The sequence below is a fragment of the Clostridium budayi genome, from assembly GCF_055396605.1.
Genome location: NZ_AP042456.1, coordinates 1,703,002 through 1,722,861, shown reverse-complemented (window position 1 = coordinate 1,722,861; position 19,860 = coordinate 1,703,002). Strand labels below are relative to the sequence as shown.

22 protein-coding genes and 1 other annotated feature are annotated in these 19,860 nt (G+C 28.9%); of the genes, 20 read left to right on the top strand and 2 right to left on the bottom strand.

All coding sequences use genetic code 11. The features are described from left to right. The first annotated feature begins 19 nt into the window (after positions 1 to 19). Positions 20 to 433, top strand: a complete 414-nt coding sequence (locus ACZ5TJ_RS08185) for a HutP family protein (protein WP_039315610.1) — start codon at positions 20 to 22, stop codon at positions 431 to 433. A 158-nt stretch (positions 434 to 591) separates the two neighbouring features. Beyond that, positions 592 to 1,002 carry a hypothetical protein gene (locus ACZ5TJ_RS08180; RefSeq protein ID WP_464198654.1) on the top strand — a complete coding sequence of 137 codons (411 nt, stop codon included), beginning with the start codon at positions 592 to 594 and terminating at the stop codon, positions 1,000 to 1,002. Positions 1,003 to 1,160: 158 nt separating this feature from the next. Here the strand turns inward: ACZ5TJ_RS08180 and ACZ5TJ_RS08175 are convergent, their stop codons facing one another. Beyond that, positions 1,161 to 1,718 (bottom strand): hypothetical protein, encoded by a 558-nt coding sequence (locus ACZ5TJ_RS08175; RefSeq protein ID WP_464198652.1) that lies wholly within the window; start codon positions 1,716 to 1,718, stop codon positions 1,161 to 1,163. Between the two features lie 236 nt (positions 1,719 to 1,954). Continuing rightward, positions 1,955 to 2,281, bottom strand: coding sequence for a thioredoxin family protein (locus tag ACZ5TJ_RS08170; protein WP_464198650.1), 327 nt, complete (start codon positions 2,279 to 2,281; stop codon positions 1,955 to 1,957). A gap of 126 nt (positions 2,282 to 2,407) precedes the next feature. Here ACZ5TJ_RS08170 and ACZ5TJ_RS08165 point away from each other — a divergent pair, with 126 nt between their 5' ends. The 18 genes from ACZ5TJ_RS08165 to ACZ5TJ_RS08080 all read left to right on the top strand — a co-directional run bounded on the left by ACZ5TJ_RS08165 (position 2,408) and on the right by ACZ5TJ_RS08080 (position 19,859). Then, positions 2,408 to 2,704, top strand: coding sequence for a hypothetical protein (locus tag ACZ5TJ_RS08165; RefSeq protein WP_464198648.1), 297 nt, complete (start codon positions 2,408 to 2,410; stop codon positions 2,702 to 2,704). Between the two features lie 132 nt (positions 2,705 to 2,836). Beyond that, complete coding sequence (locus tag ACZ5TJ_RS08160; protein WP_464198646.1) at positions 2,837 to 3,436, top strand: sugar O-acetyltransferase; 600 nt, start codon at positions 2,837 to 2,839, stop codon at positions 3,434 to 3,436. A gap of 95 nt (positions 3,437 to 3,531) precedes the next feature. After that, positions 3,532 to 4,800, top strand: a complete 1,269-nt coding sequence (locus ACZ5TJ_RS08155; RefSeq protein WP_464198644.1) for a replication-associated recombination protein A — start codon at positions 3,532 to 3,534, stop codon at positions 4,798 to 4,800. 110 nt (positions 4,801 to 4,910) lie between these two features. Further along, positions 4,911 to 5,363 (top strand): RrF2 family transcriptional regulator, encoded by a 453-nt coding sequence (locus tag ACZ5TJ_RS08150; RefSeq protein ID WP_464198642.1) that lies wholly within the window; start codon positions 4,911 to 4,913, stop codon positions 5,361 to 5,363. A 2-nt stretch (positions 5,364 to 5,365) separates the two neighbouring features. After that, the gene (gene nifS / locus ACZ5TJ_RS08145; RefSeq protein WP_464198640.1) at positions 5,366 to 6,547 is read left to right on the top strand and encodes a cysteine desulfurase NifS; all 1,182 of its coding nucleotides are present in this window, start codon (positions 5,366 to 5,368) and stop codon (positions 6,545 to 6,547) included. Positions 6,548 to 6,549: 2 nt separating this feature from the next. After that, positions 6,550 to 6,984, top strand: coding sequence for a Fe-S cluster assembly scaffold protein NifU (gene nifU / locus ACZ5TJ_RS08140; protein ID WP_464198638.1), 435 nt, complete (start codon positions 6,550 to 6,552; stop codon positions 6,982 to 6,984). Positions 6,985 to 6,993: 9 nt separating this feature from the next. Next, on the top strand, positions 6,994 to 8,073 hold the full coding sequence (gene mnmA / locus ACZ5TJ_RS08135) for a tRNA 2-thiouridine(34) synthase MnmA (RefSeq protein ID WP_464198637.1): 1,080 nt from the start codon (positions 6,994 to 6,996) through the stop codon (positions 8,071 to 8,073). A 134-nt stretch (positions 8,074 to 8,207) separates the two neighbouring features. Then, the gene (locus ACZ5TJ_RS08130) at positions 8,208 to 8,690 is read left to right on the top strand and encodes a PRC-barrel domain-containing protein (RefSeq protein ID WP_464198635.1); all 483 of its coding nucleotides are present in this window, start codon (positions 8,208 to 8,210) and stop codon (positions 8,688 to 8,690) included. Beyond that, a complete protein-coding gene (locus ACZ5TJ_RS08125; RefSeq protein ID WP_464198633.1) occupies positions 8,687 to 9,721 on the top strand; it encodes an AI-2E family transporter in 1,035 nt (344 codons plus the stop codon). Before ACZ5TJ_RS08130 ends, ACZ5TJ_RS08125 begins: the two co-directional genes overlap by 4 nt. A gap of 51 nt (positions 9,722 to 9,772) precedes the next feature. After that, positions 9,773 to 9,951, top strand: a binding site (T-box leader). A 48-nt stretch (positions 9,952 to 9,999) separates the two neighbouring features. Beyond that, on the top strand, positions 10,000 to 12,645 hold the full coding sequence (gene alaS, locus ACZ5TJ_RS08120) for an alanine--tRNA ligase (RefSeq protein WP_464198631.1): 2,646 nt from the start codon (positions 10,000 to 10,002) through the stop codon (positions 12,643 to 12,645). A gap of 157 nt (positions 12,646 to 12,802) precedes the next feature. Beyond that, positions 12,803 to 13,060 (top strand): IreB family regulatory phosphoprotein, encoded by a 258-nt coding sequence (locus ACZ5TJ_RS08115; RefSeq protein ID WP_039315650.1) that lies wholly within the window; start codon positions 12,803 to 12,805, stop codon positions 13,058 to 13,060. 47 nt (positions 13,061 to 13,107) lie between these two features. Next, entirely contained in the window at positions 13,108 to 13,527 is a 420-nt protein-coding gene (gene ruvX, locus ACZ5TJ_RS08110) for a Holliday junction resolvase RuvX (RefSeq protein WP_039315653.1), read from the top strand. 74 nt (positions 13,528 to 13,601) lie between these two features. Continuing rightward, entirely contained in the window at positions 13,602 to 13,862 is a 261-nt protein-coding gene (locus ACZ5TJ_RS08105) for a DUF1292 domain-containing protein (RefSeq protein ID WP_039315656.1), read from the top strand. 22 nt (positions 13,863 to 13,884) lie between these two features. Continuing rightward, positions 13,885 to 14,346: a Fur family transcriptional regulator gene (locus tag ACZ5TJ_RS08100; RefSeq protein ID WP_054199797.1), complete on the top strand. Its 462-nt coding sequence runs from the start codon at positions 13,885 to 13,887 to the stop codon at positions 14,344 to 14,346. 69 nt (positions 14,347 to 14,415) lie between these two features. Next, positions 14,416 to 16,083 carry a ribonuclease J gene (locus ACZ5TJ_RS08095; protein WP_464198625.1) on the top strand — a complete coding sequence of 556 codons (1,668 nt, stop codon included), beginning with the start codon at positions 14,416 to 14,418 and terminating at the stop codon, positions 16,081 to 16,083. Positions 16,084 to 16,257: 174 nt separating this feature from the next. Next, positions 16,258 to 18,084, top strand: a complete 1,827-nt coding sequence (gene typA / locus ACZ5TJ_RS08090) for a translational GTPase TypA (protein ID WP_039315665.1) — start codon at positions 16,258 to 16,260, stop codon at positions 18,082 to 18,084. Positions 18,085 to 18,184: 100 nt separating this feature from the next. Continuing rightward, positions 18,185 to 19,198: an endolytic transglycosylase MltG gene (gene mltG, locus ACZ5TJ_RS08085; protein WP_464198622.1), complete on the top strand. Its 1,014-nt coding sequence runs from the start codon at positions 18,185 to 18,187 to the stop codon at positions 19,196 to 19,198. Positions 19,199 to 19,214: 16 nt separating this feature from the next. Next, positions 19,215 to 19,859: an O-methyltransferase gene (locus ACZ5TJ_RS08080; protein WP_464198620.1), complete on the top strand. Its 645-nt coding sequence runs from the start codon at positions 19,215 to 19,217 to the stop codon at positions 19,857 to 19,859. The last annotated feature ends 1 nt before the right edge of the window (position 19,860 follow it).

The window sequence follows — 19,860 nt, the reverse complement described above, 5'->3', positions numbered from 1 at the left end:
ATGAATTGGAGAATAAAATATGCGAAACAATAGTGTAGAAGTTGCTAAAGTTGCAACAAAAATGGCTATATCAACAAGGGAGGAAGAAGAAGTTTTAAAAGAAAAGTATAGAGATTCAGAGTTTACCGTTACGGCTGTAAACATTGGTGGAAATATAAATGATTCTATACATAAGATTTTAGAACGTTCATTAGTTGCATCAAAGAGAAATGGTCTTATAAGAGAAGAACATTTACATGAAGGTGCAATAATTGGAGCAACAAGAGATGCACTTATGCAAGTACAAAACAGAGCAAGTGGTCAAAATGTTGGTGGGAAGATTGGAATTGCAAGAAGAGGAGAACATATTTCAGTATGCATTTTCCTAAGTATAGGTCTTTTGCATTTAGATGAAATAGTAATTGGAATTGGACATAGAGCAATCCCAATTTAAAATCAAAAACAAGTATTATAAAAACCTAGTCATAAAAATTAACTAGGTTTTTTATTTTTTATGAATTTTAGTATATTAAACTTATAAATATATATGTTGATATTTATATTAAGATTTGATAAAGTGATGATATATTTAATGAAAGAAGTGATTTATTTATGTATATAGTATTTGGAAATAAAATAATGGATACAGCAGATATGAAAAACTGTATTGAAGAAAATACAGCATTTAAAGTAATAAAAGATATGAGTAAAGGAACAAAAAGGGAAGATGTTTGTGCTTTTAACTTAAGTATCAATATTGAAGTTTTAAAAGAAGAATTAGAAGGATTTGATATAGAAGGATTAGATGAAGATACTCTTTTTGATGAGTATATAGCAGTTTCAGAAGAAGCTGCCATGGAAATAGAAGAATATTTACCAGATGAAAGTAAAGTAAGATTTGTAACTTATAAATGGGATCTTTCAGATAATGATATTAAAGGAATTATAGTTATAGGAAATGAAGAAATCTCAGATGTTAAAATGTCAGACGTGTTAAGAAGACTTTTAACACAAGTAGAGTAGTAAATAAAGAGGATAAATAATTTATAAATGGTAAATTTTTAAAAATTCTTAAGACACTAAAAAAATATATTATATAGTATGTTTTAATAACAAAGTCCAGCAATATTTGCTGGACTTTTATTGGTGTATATTAAGATTATTTATTTTATTTTTTAGAACTAATCAAATTTTATAATTTCTTTTTTATGTATATCTTCTGATCCAAAACCATAAATTATTTCTACAGAGTTATTATCTAACCATTTTAATTTATAATCATTATAAGAAAAAGGTTTATAACCATCATCGGTAATTATTTGCTGTTTCAAATCCTTTATAAATATCAGCCCTTTTCTTTCATAAAAGTTACTCCATCCACCAAGTAAAAAAGAATCTTCTTCTACAACTAACGTGTGAGACTTGTTAGGTGATTTAAAATAAAAATAACTTTTAGAGCTATTTCCCATTAAGTTTATAAATAAAATGAACAGTATAAATATTACTGCTAAAAAATTTACTATATATTTTATTATTTTTTTTGTATTATAATTTAAAATCAACCTATCAACAATTATAATGATTAAAATATCTATTAATAAATTAATGACCCATTGATTAACTCCAAAAATCATTATATATAAATCGAACTTTTTATTAAGTATAAATACTAATATCCTAAATAATATAAATACTATTAATGTAAATTTTAACTTTTTATTATTAATACATATATTCATTAATATTTTACCTCATATTTAACATAAAATTAAATTAATAACACTTATTATCTATTGTAATTAAGTTATCTTATATACGTTAACATAATTATAACTTAGCTTATATGTTTAATTATACCATAATACTCTATTGAATACATTTTATTTATATTATAAAAAGATATAGAATTAATGTTTATATTATACTATCTATTCCACATATTTCATATTATATTTAAAATATATCTTCTGTTTATTTAATTTAAAGAAAGATTGTACAACCTATCTATATCATTTATTAATTTCTCAATACTAACATATCTAGCTTCTCTTATATATTCTTTACCATCTATATAAAGAAGTATTGCTGGAAATGTAAATATATTAAAATGTGCAAGTATTTCCTCGTTATTAAAAGGTGGAATTTCAAAAGCTTTTATTTTAGGGTATTTTTTTAGTTCAAATAGTAGTTTTTCTTTAATAGCCATGCAAGCGCTACAAGTTGGTGATGAAAAGTATAAAAGTGTAAGTTTATTTTCTTTAATTTTTTCATATACTAAATTTTTATCATTTAATATTTCCATAATAAACATCTCCTTTTAATTTAATAGTAACATAGATGTCAATAATATTTCCTGGTAAATATTTACAGAATAAAAAGAGAAAATCTTAATATATATAGTACGAAATCACTTTTATTTAAGGTTAATATGTTTATAAAAGCAGTAACAGTTCCAACTCCAAGAAGGATAAAAATGTATTTAAAAGATAAGTTCACTAAAGAAAGAATATTAGTATATTCATTAATAAGTGGCGGAATAATGATTATATATTTAGGGGATGTAAAACTTAAAGGATTTCCTATTTTGGGACTATTATATTTAGGTTTTGCATATGAAGTACTAGAACATACTGATGATGAAATTCTTAATAATATTTATAGGGATATTAATTCTAACAATGTTTATAATTTATTAGATTATGAAAGTAGATATCCTAAAAGTTAAGAAATTTATTTTTGCCACATAAAATCCTTGTAAATAAATTCATAAGATTATATATTATTCATATAAATTTATTTTATGGTATAGAAATGACATATTAAGATATGAATTTTATATTAAGTTAGGGAGCGTTTTATGAGAAGTGAAAAAGAAAAGATGCTAAATGGTGATCTATATTTATCATTTGGGGATGAACTTAAAGAAGAAAGAATGCATGCTAAAGATGTTGTTTTTGAATTTAATAATCTTCCTCCAAGAGAAATTGAAAAAAGAAATGAGCTTTTAAGAGAGTTATTTAAAAACAAGCCGAAAAATTTTTATATTGAGCCACCATTTCGTTGTGATTATGGATATAATATTTACTTTGGAGAATGGGCTTATGCAAATTATAACCTTGTAATTTTAGATTGTGCAGAAGTATTTATTGGGAAAGATGTTTTAATTGGACCTAATGTAAGCTTATTCACGGCAGGCCATCCTATTGATGTAGAACTTAGAAATAAAGGATATGAATATGCATTTCCAATAAAAATTTGTGATAATGTATGGATTGGTGGAGGAACAATAGTTAATCCAGGTGTTACAATAGGGGAAAACAGTATAATTGGTTCAGGAAGTGTAGTAACTAAAGATATTCCAAGCAATGTAATTGCCTTTGGTAATCCATGTAAAGTAATCAGAAAAATTACAGATGAAGATAAGAAAAGATATTTTAAAGGTAAATATATAAAATAGTATTTAAGCTACTTCGTATTTATAGAAGTAGCTTTTTATTAATTGTGGTATAATTATCTAATGATTAAGTTTTTAAAAAGTAGGAGTTAATTATAATGTATAAACCATTAGCTGAAAAAGTTAGACCACAGAATTTAAATGAAGTTTTTGGTCAAAAACATATATTAGGTGAAAATAAAATATTAAACAGAATAGTAAAAAGTGGTGCTATAAATAATATGATTTTTTATGGACCACCAGGCGTTGGAAAAACAACAGTTGCAAATATAATAGCAAATAAAATAAATAAAAAGTTTTATAAGTTAAATGCAACAACAGCATCATTAAAGGATATACAAGATATAGGCCGTGAACTTGATACTTTTATGGGCAGAGATGGAGTGGTTTTATATTTAGATGAGATTCAAAATTTCAATAAAAAGCAACAACAATCTCTTTTAGAATATATAGAAGATGGAAGAATAACATTAATTGCATCAACTACAGAAAATCCATATCATTATATATTTAAAGCCATTTTAAGTAGATCAACTATATTTGAATTTAAATCTTTAGATGAAGAAGATATTATATGTGCCTTAAAAAGAGCAAAAGAAATTCAAGAAAGTGAATATGAAAATTTAAAATTATCAATAACTGATGAAGCATATGATTACTTTGCAAAAGCTTCTAATGGTGATGTAAGAAAAGCTATAAATGGACTTGAAGTTTCAATAAACTCAACTAATCCAAATGAAGAAGGTTACATAATAATTGATATGGAAGTTGCAAAAGATAGTACTCAAACAAAAGTTGTAGCTTATGATATGAATGGAGATAGTCACTATGATATTTTAAGTGCATTTCAAAAATCTATTAGGGGGAGTGATCCTGATGCTTCAGTTCATTATTTAGCACGACTTATAAAGGCTGGAGATTTAATATCCATATGTAGAAGACTTCAAGTTATTGCAAGTGAAGATATAGGTCTTGCATATCCTCAAGCTGCACCTATAGTTAAAGCACTGGTTGACTCTGCAAGAGAACTTGGATTTCCAGAAGCTAGAATACCTCTTGCAGAAGCTACAGTACTATTAGCTACAAGTCCAAAGTCAAATAGTGCATATAAAGCAATTGATAGTGCATTAATGGATTTAGATACATTAAAAATCGACGATATACCAGATTCGTTAAAAGATGCACATTATGCTGGAGCTAAAAACTTAGGAAGAGGAGCAACTTATAAATATCCTCATGATTTTGAAAACTCATATGTAAAACAACAATATTTACCAAATAATATAAAGAATAAAAAATATTATATTGAAGGAAATAACAAGTTTGAGAAAGCTATTTATGATTATTGGAATAAGATAAAAAAATAAAATTAATAATTTTAAATTTATTCACATAACTTTATTGACAATAACCGAGTGGTTTGGTAAGATATAAACAGAAATCGTAGTAAGTTACTCTACTATGGAGGGGTGAAAAAATGAAACTATCTACAAAGGGTAGATATGGAGTTAAGGCTATGGTTGATTTAGCAATAAATTATGGAGAAGCTCCAGTATCTATAAAAACAATTTCAAAAAGACAGAATATATCTGAATATTATTTAGAACAACTTTTTAGCCCCCTTAGAAAAGCAAAGCTTATAAAGAGTATAAGAGGAGCTCAAGGAGGATATGTACTTAATAGGGAACCTAAAGATATAAAAGTTTCTGATATTATGTATGTACTAGAAGGACCTATTGAAATAGCAGATTGTATAGAAGGTGCTAAATGCAATAATGTAGATTGTTGCGCAACTAGGATACTTTGGCAGAAAATAAAAGATAGTATTGACAGTGTTATGGAAGGTATAACGCTTGAAGATATAGTTAATGATTATTACTCAATAAAAAGAAAAAATGAAGAGATTAATATAGTAGACAGAGGTGAATAGAAATGAGATCAGTATACATGGATTATTCTGCAACAACATATGTTAAACCAGAAGTATTAGAAGAAATGCTTCCTTATTTCACAAACAAATTCGGGAACCCATCATCATTTTATGGGATATCAAGAGAAACAAAGATGGCAGTAGATAAAGCAAGAGGTCAAGTTGCACAAGCTTTAAATGCTGACTTAAATGAAATATATTTCACAGGTGGCGGATCAGAAGCTGATAACTGGGCTATAAAAGGAATAGCATCAGCTTATAAAAATAAAGGAAACCATATAATAACAACAAAAATTGAACATCATGCAGTTTTACACACTTGTCAATATCTTGAGAAACAAGGATTTGAAGTTACATACTTAGATGTTGATGAAGAAGGTTTTATTAATTTAGAAGAATTAAAAAATGCAATTACAGATAAGACAATATTAGTATCAATAATGTTTGCAAACAATGAAATAGGAACAATCGAACCAGTAAAAGAAATAGGTAAGATTTGTAGAGAAAGAAAAGTATTATTCCATACAGATGCTGTTCAAGCAGTTGGAAATGTTAAAATCGATGTTAAAGATATGAATATTGACTTATTATCACTTGCAGGTCACAAAATATATGGACCAAAAGGAATCGGAGCACTTTACGTAAGAAAAGGAATTAGAATACACAACCTAATTCACGGTGGTGGTCAAGAAAGAAATAGAAGAGCAGGAACAGAAAATATAGCAGGTATAGTTGGTCTTGGAAAAGCAATAGAACTTGCTTCACAAAACTTAGAAGAACATGCTAAAAATATGGTTGTATTAAGAGATAGATTAATAGAAGGATTATTAAAAATTCCTTATACAAGATTAAATGGACCTAGAGGAGATAAGAGACTTCCAGGTAACGTTAATGTTTCATTTGAATTTATCGAAGGAGAATCAATACTTCTTTCATTAGATTTTGAAGGAGTATGTGCTTCAAGTGGTAGTGCTTGTACATCAGGGTCATTAGATCCATCTCACGTATTACTAGCAATAGGACTTCCACATGAAAAAGCTCATGGATCATTAAGATTAACATTAGGAGATGGATCAACTGAAGAAGATGTAGATTACGTATTAGAAGTTGTACCACCAATTATAGAAAGACTTAGAAAAATGTCACCACTTTGGACTGACTTTGTTAAGAGAGGAGAAAGATAATTATGATATATACAGAAAAGGTTATGGATCATTTTAGAAATCCAAGAAATGTAGGAGTTATAGAAGACGCAAATGGTATAGGGGAAGTTGGTAACGCTAAATGCGGAGACATCATGAGAGTATACCTTAAAATAGAAGATAATATAGTAAAAGATGCTAAATTTGAAACATTTGGTTGTGGATCAGCTATTGCTTCATCATCAATGGCAACAGAAATGATAATTGGAAAAACTGTTGAAGAAGCTTGGGAATTAAGTAATAAAGCAGTTGCTGAAGCACTTGATGGGCTTCCACCAGTAAAAATGCACTGTTCAGTTTTAGCAGAAGAAGCTATCCATAAAGCTATAAACGATTATAGAAAAAAAGAAGGTTTAGAAGCTTGGGATTTTGAAGAACATGGAGATGACTTACACGATCACATTCACGGAGAAGAATAGGAGAATTCTATGGAAAAGAAGAAGGTTGTTGTAGGTATGAGCGGCGGAGTTGATAGCTCCGTCGCTGCTTACCTTTTAAAAAAACAAGGATATGACGTAATTGGCGTTACAATGCAAATTTGGCAAGAAGATAAGGAATATGAAGAAAGAGAAGGTGGATGTTGTTCACTTTCAGCTGTTGATGATGCAAGAAGAGTTTGTGAAAAATTAGATATTCCTTTTTACGTAATGAATTTTAGAGATTCTTTTAAAAAGAATGTAATAAAATATTTCGTTCAAGAATATATTGATGGAAAAACTCCAAATCCTTGTATAGCTTGTAATAAACATTTAAAATTTGATGAACTTTTAAGAAAAGCTAGAGGAATTGGTGCAGAGTATGTGGCAACCGGTCACTATGCAAAGATTGAAGAAAGAGATGGAAGATATCTTTTAATTAGATCAGATGACGATAGAAAAGACCAAACATATGCTCTTTATAACTTCACTCAGGATCAACTAGCTCACACTTTAATGCCTTGTGGAGAGTATACAAAAGATAAAATAAGAGAAATAGCAAAAGAGATTGGATTAGCTGTTCACAATAAAAAAGATAGTGAAGAAATATGCTTTATTCCAGATAATGATCATGGTAGATACATAAAAGAAGCAAGACCAGATGATGTTAAACCTGGTAACTTTGTAGATGCTAAAGGGAATGTATTAGGACAGCACAAAGGAATAGTATATTACACTATAGGTCAAAGAAAAGGGCTTGGATTAGCTCTTGGAAAGCCTGTTTTTGTAATAGATATTAGACCGAAAACTAATGAAGTTGTTATAGGTTCTGAAGATAATATATTTAGAACTGATTTAGTTGCAAAAGATGTAAATTTCATACCTTTTGATGAATTAAAAGGTGAAATGAAAGTTCAAGCAAAGGTTAGATATGCAGCAAAGCCAGCCGATGCAGTAATTAAACCACTTCCAGGTGGAAAAGTAAAGGTAAGCTTTAATGAAAAACAAAGAGCTATAACAAAAGGTCAATCAGTAGTATTTTATGATGGTGAGATTGTTGTAGGCGGCGGAATAATAGAAGGTTTAGCCTAGAATATAAAGCCTAATAAATAGTTAATTTTAACTATTTATTAGGCTTTTTTATTTTAAAATAAAAAACTACATTAAATTAGTTTAAAAGTGGTATTTATGGGTAAACTATGTATATTGAATTTAGGAGGAGCTATATGATCAGAAGTAAAGATTTTTATATGAAAGGCGTATACAATTCCCTAGGAAAGAAGCTTGGTATAGTTGAAGATTTATTTATAAATTTCTTTGAAGGTAAGGTGATTGGACTTAAGATATCAAATTATTCTTTGTTTTCTAAGAAAAATTATATAGATGTTAAAGATATAATAGCTATAGATAAAGTTATTATAGTAAGCAAAAGCCTTGATGAAACAGGGGTTGAATTTAAAAGCTTAAAAGGAATTGATATTAAAGATAAATATGGAGTAATAATAGGTGTTTTAGAAGATATTATAATTGACGAAGAAAGCTTTTCTATAAAAGGATTAGTAGTAAGCACAGGTCTTATAGAGAGAATGCTTAAAGGTAAGGAGATTTTATTAATAAGTGAATGTATTTTAGCGGAGGAATATATTCTTTACTTAGGCAGTCAGAAAGTTACTTTAAAAGCAATGCCTGGAAAGGTTGAAAGATTATGAAATTAAAAATTTTAACTAGAGAATTAATTATAAAACTTATTATAGCATTGATTTTTATTATTTTATTTATAGCGTACTTAAACTCAAGTATATTTAGAGAAATAATAAATCTCATTTTAATATCAGCAATATTAGCTTACGTTTTAAAACCTTTAAGGGATAGCATAATTAGAAAATTTAAAATAACAAGAAGAAAAGCAACACTAATAGTAATGTTATCTATATGTATAATAATAGCACTAATATTTATTATTTTAATTCCAAAGTTAGTTAGAGAGATGGGTAATTCAGTATATATAATAGAAGAATTTTCAAATTATATTAAAGATTTTAAAAATAGTATGAAATTTTTAGATAAATCCCCAATTGCATCAACTATATATGATGATATTGAAGTTAAGTTTTGGGGATATATTATGGAACTTTCAAGAAATTCAATAAATTGGATTATAGAGTTTGCAAATAATTTAATAGCAATAGCCATAATTCCAATAATATCATATTACTTTCTTTCAGATGGAGAAAAAATATCAAATAAAATGTATCTTTTAATTCCAAAAGAGAAAAGAATAGTAACAAAGAGAATAATAGAAGATATAAATCTTTTACTTGAAAGATATATTGTAAGTCAAATTTTACTATCTATTGCAACTGGCGTTATGTGCTTAATACTATTTATTGGAATAGATTTAAGGTTTGCAATATTATTATCTATAATAAATGCAATATTTAATATTGTTCCATACTTTGGAGCATTTTTTGGAGGAATTCCAGCTGTTATAGTTGGCTTTATAGACTCGCCGACTAAAGCTATTTGGGTATTTGTTGGTATACTTATAATTCAGCAAATTGAGGGGAATATATTAGCACCAAAGGTTACAGCAGATAGTACAAATATACATCCGTTAGTAATAATAATACTTTTACTTATAGGAGAAAGAATGTTTGGAGTCTTTGGAATGATAATGGCAGTGCCACTTGGAGTAATAATTAAAGTTATTTATGATGATTTAAATTATTATTTATTCTAAAAATATTGACATATTTAAGTATATAAAATATAATTTGCTTATAAAATTTAATATGTAGCTATGATTAGGATGAGTAAATATATATTGATTTTTCAGAGAGGAAGTGGCTGGTGAAAACTTCTAAATTGATTTTATTGAAGCTACCTATGAGCTATAACCATTTAGAGTGATGTAATTTAATTTACATAATTAGGGTGGTACCGCGGAAGAGCTAGCCTTTCGTCCCTTGTATATTTAGGGATGAAGGGCTTTTATTGTATAAAATTGGAGGTAAAGAAATGAAGTACATGGGAACTAATGAGCTAAGAGAAGCTTATTTAAATTTTTTTGAAGGAAAAGAACATTTAAGATTAAAGAGTTTTTCTTTAGTACCAAAAAATGATAAGAGTTTACTATTAATTAATGCAGGTATGGCACCACTTAAGCCATATTTTACAGGTTTACAAGAACCACCAAAGAAAAGAATAACTACATGTCAAAAATGTATAAGAACTGGTGATATTGAAAATGTAGGTAAGACATCAAGACATGGTACATTCTTTGAAATGCTTGGAAACTTCTCATTTGGAGATTATTTTAAAGAAGAAGTAATTCCTTGGGCATGGGAATTCATAACAGAAGTATTAAAAATGCCAAAGGATAAGTTATATGTAACAATATACTTAGACGATGATGAAGCATTTGAAATATGGAAAAACAAAACTGATATAGATACAAGCAGAATATTCAGACTTGGAAAAGAAGATAACTTCTGGGAACATGGTGCAGGTCCATGTGGTCCATGTACTGAAATTCACTTTGAAAGAGGAGTAGATGTAGAACCAGTTAAAACTGCTGAAGAATTTGTAAAAGCTAGTGATGAAGATAGAATAATAGAATTCTGGAATTTAGTATTTACTCAATTTGATGGAGATGGAAAAGGAAATTATGAAAGACTTCAAAATCCTAACATAGATACAGGAATGGGTCTTGAAAGACTTGCTACATTAATGCAAGGTGTTGATAACATATTTGAAATAGATACTGTTAAAAATATATTAGGTAAAGTATCAGAACTTTCAGGTGTTAAATATGGAGAAGATGCTACAAAAGATATATCACTTAGAATAATAACAGACCACGTTAAATCAGTTACTATGATGATATCAGATGGTGTTCAACCAAGTAACGAAGGTAGAGGATATGTACTTAGAAGACTTTTAAGAAGAGCTGCAAGACATGGTAGAGTTCTTGGGATAAAAGGATTATTCTTAAAAGATATCGTAGATTCAGTAGTTGAAAACTATGGTGGAGAATATGAAGAGTTAATAGCTAAAAAAGATTATATTGAAAAAATAGTTACATTAGAAGAAGAAAGATTCAATGAAACTATAGATTCAGGAATGGGAATACTTTTAGGATACATTGAAGATTTAAATAAAGAAAACAAAACTGTATTAAGTGGAGAAAGAGCATTCAAGCTTTATGACACTTATGGATTCCCATATGAATTAACTGAAGAAATATTAGAAGAAAAGAACATGACAATTGACAGAGAAGCTTTCGATAAAGAAATGCAAGCTCAAAGAGAAAGAGCTAGAAGTGCTAGAGGAGAATTCACTTACATGGGAAGTGAAGAATCACCAATAAATTTAGTAGATAAAGATTTAGAAGTTGAATTCGTTGGATATGATAAAACAGAATGTATTGGTAAAATAGTATTCTTAGCTTCAGATGAATCAGTTTTAGAAGAATTAAAAGAAGGTCAAAAAGGATATATTGTAACTGATACAACACCATTCTATGCTGAAATGGGTGGTCAAGTTGGAGATAAAGGTATAATAAAAGGTCATAGCTTTGAAGCTTATGTATATGATACAAAGAAAAATGTAGCTGGAAAAACTATTCATTATGTAAAAGTAAATAGTGGAGTAGCTAAAGTAGGAGAAGAAGTAGAATTAAAACTTGATACAAAGAGAAGAAATAATATTTGTAAAAACCATACAGCAACTCACATGTTACACGAAGCTTTAAAAGAAGTTGTAGGAGAACACGTAAATCAAGCTGGATCATATGTAGATGATGAAAGATTAAGATTTGACTTTACTCACTTCCAAGGTTTAACAGAGGAAGAGATTCAAAAAACTGAAGATTTAGTAAATGAAAAAATAATGGAAACATTTAATGTTGAAACAAACCTTATGACATTAGAAGAAGCTAAAGCAAAAGGTGCTATGGCATTATTCGATGATAAATATGGTGATAAGGTTAGAGTTGTTGAAGTAGCTGACTACTCAAAAGAATTATGTGGTGGTACACACGTTAAAAATTCAGGACAAATTGGATTATTTAAAATAATCGGAGAATCAGGTGTTGCAGCTGGTATTAGAAGAATGGAAGCAGTAACAGGATTTACAGCTATTAAATATGTTGAAGATAAACAAAATACATTAAAGAAAGCATGTGCTTCATTAAAATGTAATGAAAAAGATATATTAAATAAAATCTCTTCACAAGCATCAGAAATTAAAGAAAAAGAAAAAGAAATTTCTGAATTAAAGGCTAAACTTACAAGTGGTGCAGAAGATGATATATTAAACTCAGCTAAAGAAATTAATGGAATTAATGTAATAGCATATGCACTTGAAGATGTTGATGGAAATGCTTTAAGAGATTTAGGAGATAAGATCAGAAATAAAGCAGATAAATCAGTAGTAGTCTTAATAAGCAAAACTAATGATAAAGTTAATTTAGTAGCAATGGCAACAAAAGATGCTGTATCTTCTGGAATTCATTGTGGTAAAATAATTAAAGAAGTCGCTCAAGTTGTTGGCGGTGGTGGTGGTGGAAGACCAGACATGGCACAAGCTGGTGGTAAACTACCTGAAAAAGTAAATGAAGCAGTAGAGAAAACTTATTCAGTTGTTGAAAGTTTGGTAAAATAGTGTACTTTTAAAATTTTTTAATGTATAATTAATTTATAAGATTTGTATACAAAATAAAATATATGGAGAATACTATTACTGTATAAGATATATTAGTATAAATAAATTTCCTTAAATAAAATGGTAAGGGGGTGAGCTGCTAATTAGCAGCAGAAGGATGAGTAACAATTTAGAACATACAATGCAATTTGATTTGTCAAAGAATAAAGAAGTGCTAACAAAAGCAATTTTAACTGAGGTTTATAATTCACTTCAAGAGAAGGGGTATAATCCTATTAATCAGCTTGTTGGTTACCTAATATCAGGAGACCCTACTTACATCACAAATTACAACGGAGCAAGAGCTTTAGTAAGAAAACTTGAAAGAGATGAAATTCTTGAAGAAGTTATAAAATCTTATTTAGAGATAAAATAAAAAAAGTGCCCTGTTGAAGGGCACTTTTTGTTTTAAGAGGAGACGAAATGAGAATATTAGGATTAGACGTTGGACAAAAGACAATAGGAGTAGCTATTTCAGATCCTTTAGGTTTTACAGCTCAAGGAATCACTACAATAAGAAGGACTAAAAAAGCTCAAGATGTCTTAGACGTTAAAAAAATATGTGATGAATATTCAGTAGAGAAAATCGTTGTTGGTTTACCTAAAAATATGGATGGATCAATCGGTTTTGCAGGAGAAAAAATCCAAGAGTTTAGTAAACTTTTAGAAGAAGAGATTAAGTTAGAAATAATTTTTTGGGATGAAAGACTTACAACTGTTGCAGCTCATAGAGCTATGCTTGAAGCAGATCTTTCAAGAGGAAAGAGAAAAAAGATAGTAGATAAAGTTGCAGCAACTTATATATTACAAGGATATTTAGACAGAATTTCAAATAGTATATAAATTATTAATTGAAAATAATTATTGACAACACTTTAGTAAAATAATTAAAATAGAAAAAAAGGAGAGATTTAGAAATGGAAAAGGATATACAATACATTGATTTATTAGATGAGGAAGGAAATGAAGCATCTTACGAGGTTTTAAGCTTCTTTAAAATAGATGATTTAAATAGTGAATACGTTGTTTTAACTCCAGCTGAGGAAGAATCAGAAGAAGCAATCGTTCTTAAGGTAGTTAAAGACGAAGATGGAAATGATAATTTAATTAATATAGAAGATGAAGCAGAATTTGCAATGGTAGAAGAAGCATACAATCTTCTAATGCAAGAAGAATAACTTATAGAAAGAGGTGTTGTAAGTGGATCACATAGTTTCAGTGGATATGCAAGAACTTAAAGAAGATTTAAAGAAAAAAGGATATAAATTAACTCCTCAAAGAAGGGCTATTGTAGATACTATAATAAAAAATGAAGGAAAACATATGACTGCAGAAGAAATATATGATGAGGTCAAAAAAGATTGTCCTGAAATTGGTTTAGCTACAGTATATAGAACTGTTTTACTACTTGAGGAAGTAAAATTATTATCAAGATTGGATTTAAGCGACGGATGTAGTAGATATGAAATTATTCACAAAGATGAGGAACATAGACATCACCATTTAATATGCGATCAATGTAACAAGGTTATAGAAGTAGAAGAAGATCTACTAGAAGAACTTGAACACAGAATAGAAACAAAATATAAATTTAAAATACACGATCACAGCGTAAAGTTTTTTGGGTTATGTGATGAGTGCATGAAGAAAAACGAAGAATAATTAAAGGAAACCTCTTACTTAAGAGATGACATCCTTTGTTTATATATACTTTTAATAAGGAGGGGAATTATGAAGAATGAAAGAGCTAAGGTTAAAATTATTCCTTTAGGTGGAATAGATGAAATCGGTAAAAATCTTACAGTCGTTGAATATAAAGATGATATTGTAATAATAGACTGTGGTTTAAAGTTTCCAGACGTTGATATGTATGGAATAGATATCGTTATACCGGATATATCTTATTTAGAAAAAAATAAAGAAAAGATAAGAGGAATATTTTTAACTCACGGACATGAGGACCATATTGGTGCATTACCATATGTTTTAAAACAATTAGATGTACCTGTATATGGAACAAAATTAACTTTAGGAATTGTAGAATCAAAGCTTAGAGAACACGGTTTATTAGCTACTACAAAACTATTCAGAGTTAAACCTAAAGATAAAATTAAATTACAAAATGTAACCGTTGAATTTGTTAAAACAAATCACTCAATAGCTGATTCAGTAGCTATTGCAATACACACTCCACTTGGAGTAGTACTTCACACAGGAGACTTTAAAATTGATCATACTCCAATAGATGGTATGAGAACTGATTTTGCAAGATTTGCAGAACTTGGAAGAAAAGGTGTTCTTGTAATGATGGCAGACTCTACTAATGTAGAAAAACCAGGTTATACAAAGTCAGAAAGTGTAGTTGGTGAAAACTTAAAGAAATTATTTGGAAAAGCAAAAGGAAGAATACTTGTAGCTACTTTTGCATCAAATATTCATAGAATTCAACAAATAATAACTGCAGCAGAAATGTATGATAAGAAAGTAGCGGTATCTGGTAGAAGTATGGAAAATATAGTCCAAGTAGCAATAGATCTTGGATATTTAAAATTACAAAAAGATACTTTAATTACAATCGATGCTGTAGCAAAGTATAAAAATGAAGAGGTTGTTATTATAACTACGGGTAGCCAAGGGGAACCAATGTCAGCCCTTGCTAGAATGGCAGCTTCAGAACATAGAAAGATTACAATAGTTGAAGGGGATACTGTTATTATTTCAGCAACTCCAATACCAGGTAATGAAAAATTAGTATCAAAGGTTATAAATCAACTATTTAAAAAAGGTGCAGAAGTAATATATGGTTCTGATGAAATTGTTCACGTTTCTGGGCATGCTTGTCAAGAAGAATTAAAACTTATGCAAACAATAGTTAGACCAAAATTCTTTATACCAGTACATGGTGAGTATAGACATTTAAAACAACATGCTGAATTAGCTGTAAGTGTTGGATTAAATCCTAGAAACTATGTATTACCTGAAACAGGAGACTTAATCGAAATAACTCGTAATTCAATTAAGAAAAATGGATCAGTTACTTCAGGTCAAGTTCTTGTTGATGGTTTAGGAGTTGGGGATGTTGGTCATATAGTATTAAGAGATAGAAAGCATTTATCTCAAGATGGTATATTAACTGTTGTTGTTACTTTAGATAGAGAAAGTGCATCAGTTATTGCAGGACCGGATATCATTTCAAGAGGCTTTGTATATGTTAGAGAATCAGAAGGATTAATGGATGAAGCTAGAGATATAGTAAAGACAGTTTTAAGTGAATGTGAAAGATCAAAGATTACTGATTGGGCAACAATAAAGAGCAGAATCAGAGATGAACTTAGAAACTTCTTATATGAAAAGACTAAGAGAAAACCTATGATTCTTCCAATAATTATGGAAATATAAAAATAAATGATTTAATTACAAATCATTTGTATTGACTTTTTAATATATAAAGATTAGAATATAAAATAGTGTGAGAATTGGGTACAAATGTATCCAATTTTCTTTTTGAAGTAAAATATTATAGGTTTACATAGAAAATTTATACAAAAGTAAAGCTAAAAATGGAGGAAAAAAATGGAGCTAATTAAAAGAGAAGATATTAGAAATATAGCTATTATAGCGCACGTTGACCATGGTAAAACAACTTTAGTTGATGCACTATTAAAAGATAGCCATACTTTTAGAACAAATGAAAAAGTACAAGAAAGAGTAATGGACTCAAATGATTTAGAAAAAGAAAGAGGAATTACAATTCTTTCAAAGAATACTGCAGTGCACTATGATGGAGTTAAAATTAATATAGTAGATACTCCGGGACATGCTGACTTTGGTGGAGAAGTTGAACGTGTACTTAAAATGGTTGATTCAGTATTATTAGTTGTTGACTCATACGAAGGACCTATGCCACAAACTAAATTCGTTCTTAAAAAAGCTTTAGAATTAGGATTAAACCCAATCGTTGTAATAAATAAGATCGACAAACCAGATGCAAGACCGGAAGCTGTAATAGATGAAGTATTTGAACTATTCTTAGAACTAGGTGCTACAGATGAACAATTAGATTTCCCAATAATCTATGCTTCAGCAAGAGATGGATTTGCAAGATATGATGTAGAAGATACAAACACTGGTATGAAACCTTTATTTGAAACAATAATAAAGAATGTACCATGTCCAGAAGGATATGCAGATGGACCACTTCAAATGTTAGTTACAACACTTGATTCAAATGCATTCGTTGGAAGAATAGCAATTGGTAAGATACACAGAGGAACAGTTAAAAAGAACCAACCAGTTGTTTTAGTAAGAAAAGATGGAAGCACTTCAAACTACAAAATAACTTCATTATTTGGATATAATGGATTAAAGAGAGAAGAAGTAGAATCAGCTTCAATCGGTGATATAGTAGCTTTAAGTGGTGTAGCAGATGCAAACATTGGTGAAACAATAGCGGATGCACAAAATCCAGAAGCACTACCATTTGTTGAAATTGATGAACCAACACTTAGCATGAACTTCATGGTAAATGATTCACCATTTGCAGGTCAAGAAGGAGACTTTATAACTTCAAGACATTTAAGAGATAGATTAATGAAAGAACTTGAAACTAACGTAAGTTTAAGAGTTAGAGAAATAACTCCAGATTGTTTCGAAGTATCAGGTAGAGGAGAATTACACCTTTCTGTATTAATAGAAACAATGAGAAGAGAAGGATACGAACTTCAAGTTTCAAAAGCTAGCGTTATCTTTAAAGAAGAAGACGGTAAAAAGTTAGAACCAATGGAATACTTAACTATAGATGTACCAGAAGAATTCATGGGACCAGTTATGGAAAAACTAGGACCTAGAAAAGGTGAAATGGTTAATATGACTTCAGCAGTTAACGGATATACAAGATTAGAATTCGTTATACCAGCTAGAGGACTTATTGGATTTAGAAATGAATTCATGACTGATACAAAGGGTAATGGTATAATGAACCACGTATTCCACGGATATGAACCATTTAAGGGTGAAATTCCAGGAAGAAGTAGAGGATCAATAGTATCATTTGAACAAGGAGATGCTATTGCATACGGATTATTCAATGCTCAAGAAAGAGGATCATTATTCATAGATGCTGGTGTACCTGTATATCAAGGTATGATAGTTGGTGTTTGCGGAAGAGCTGAAGATATAGATATAAATGTATGTAAGGGTAAAAAACTTACTAACACTAGATCATCAGGAGCTGATGAAGCAGTTAAATTAGTACCACCAATAAAGATGACTTTAGAAAAAGCTTTAGAATTCATAAATAGCGATGAATTAGTAGAAGTTACTCCACAAAATATAAGAATGAGAAAAACTATACTAGATAGTGCTGAAAGAAGAAGAAGAGCAAGCAGAAGTAAAAAATAATTTGCTTTAGAGTTTATCTTTATAAAAAGGAACAAAAGCATTATAATAAAAGTAAATAGCCATTGATTTTGGCTATTTACTTTTATATAAGGAGGATTTTATGGGTAGAGCAAAAAATTTTTGGGTAATTTTAATAGTGGTATTAATTGTTATAATTGGTGGTACATTCTTTATGTACAATAAAACTGTAAATCACCCAATAAAAAGTGATGATGAGACAATAACTATTAATGTAAAAGAAGGAGAAGGATTTTATTCCCTACTTAATGAACTAAAGACACAAAATGTTATAAAAAATGAATTCTTTATAAAGATGTATTTAAAGATAAATAATATAACACCAAAAATTTCAGAAGGTACATATAAAGTAAATAGCGATACAGACCTTAATAATTTAATAAAAACGTTAGAAAAAGAAAATTCTATAAAGGTTGTTATACCAGAAGGATATAATGTATCTCAAATTGGAGACGTTTTAGAAAAGAGCGGACTATTTACTAAAGAAGCTTTTATAAATGCTACAAAAGACTATAAGCTTCCAAGTTTTATAAAGAAAAATGATAAAGTAAGAAATCCACTTGAAGGATTTTTATTCCCAGACACTTATAACTTCAAAGAAGGTGTAACACCTGATGAAGTTATAAAAACTATGCTAAATCAATTTGAAGTTGTAATGAAAGAAGTAGAAAAAGAAACTGGAGTTAAAATTCCAGAAGATAAAATTTATGAAGTAGTTACAAAAGCTTCAGTAATAGAAAAAGAAGCTAGAATAGATGAAGATAGACCTATTATATCTTCTGTAATAGATAACAGATTACAAAAGGGGATGCCACTTCAAATTGATGCGACAGTTATATATGCATTAGGAAAACATGTTGATGTAGTTTCATTAAAAGATTTAAAGGTAGATTCTCCTTATAATACTTATAAGCACAAGGGATTACCAATAGGACCAATTTGTAGCCCAGGTAAGCCATCATTAATTGCAGCTATAAAACCAGAAAAAACAGATTATTTATTTTATTTATTAGTTCCAAATACAGACAAACACGATTTTACAGCAAGTGGAGAAGAATTTAATAAATTAAGAGAAAAGTACGGATATAATAAATAAGCTTTTGGAGGAATATATGAGCGGAATCACTTATGATTACATGGAAGAATATTTAAGAGGCCTAATTGGAGAAAATAAAGGTGTTCTTAAAGAACTTGAAGACTTTGCTAAAGAAAATGGTGTGCCTATAGTTCAAAAAGAAGCAGGAAAGTTTTTAGAATTTATGGTTAGTATGAAAAGACCTTTAAAAATATTAGAACTTGGTACTGCAATAGGATACTCATCAATACTTATGTATAATGCAGCAAAGACTAATCCTGATATTGTAACTATAGAAAGAAGTCAAGAAATGATTAAACTTGCAAAAGAAAATTTAAAAAAGTTTAATCTAGAAGATAAAATAACAATAAAAGAAGGAGATTGTCTTGAAATGTTAGAAAATTTAGATGAAGAGTTCGATCTTATTTTCATGGATGCAGGAAAAGGTCATTATAATCATTTCCTTCCACATTGTTTAAGACTTCTAAAACAAGATGGAATTATTATAGCAGATAATGTATTATTTAGAGGAATGGTTCCATCTGACGACTTAGTAAAAAGAAGAAAAATAACAATAGTAAAAAGAATGAGAACATATTTAGATATGGTATCTAATGATGAAAATTTAATTACATCTGTAATTCCTATGGGAGATGGAATTGCAATTACAAAAAGGAGGTAAT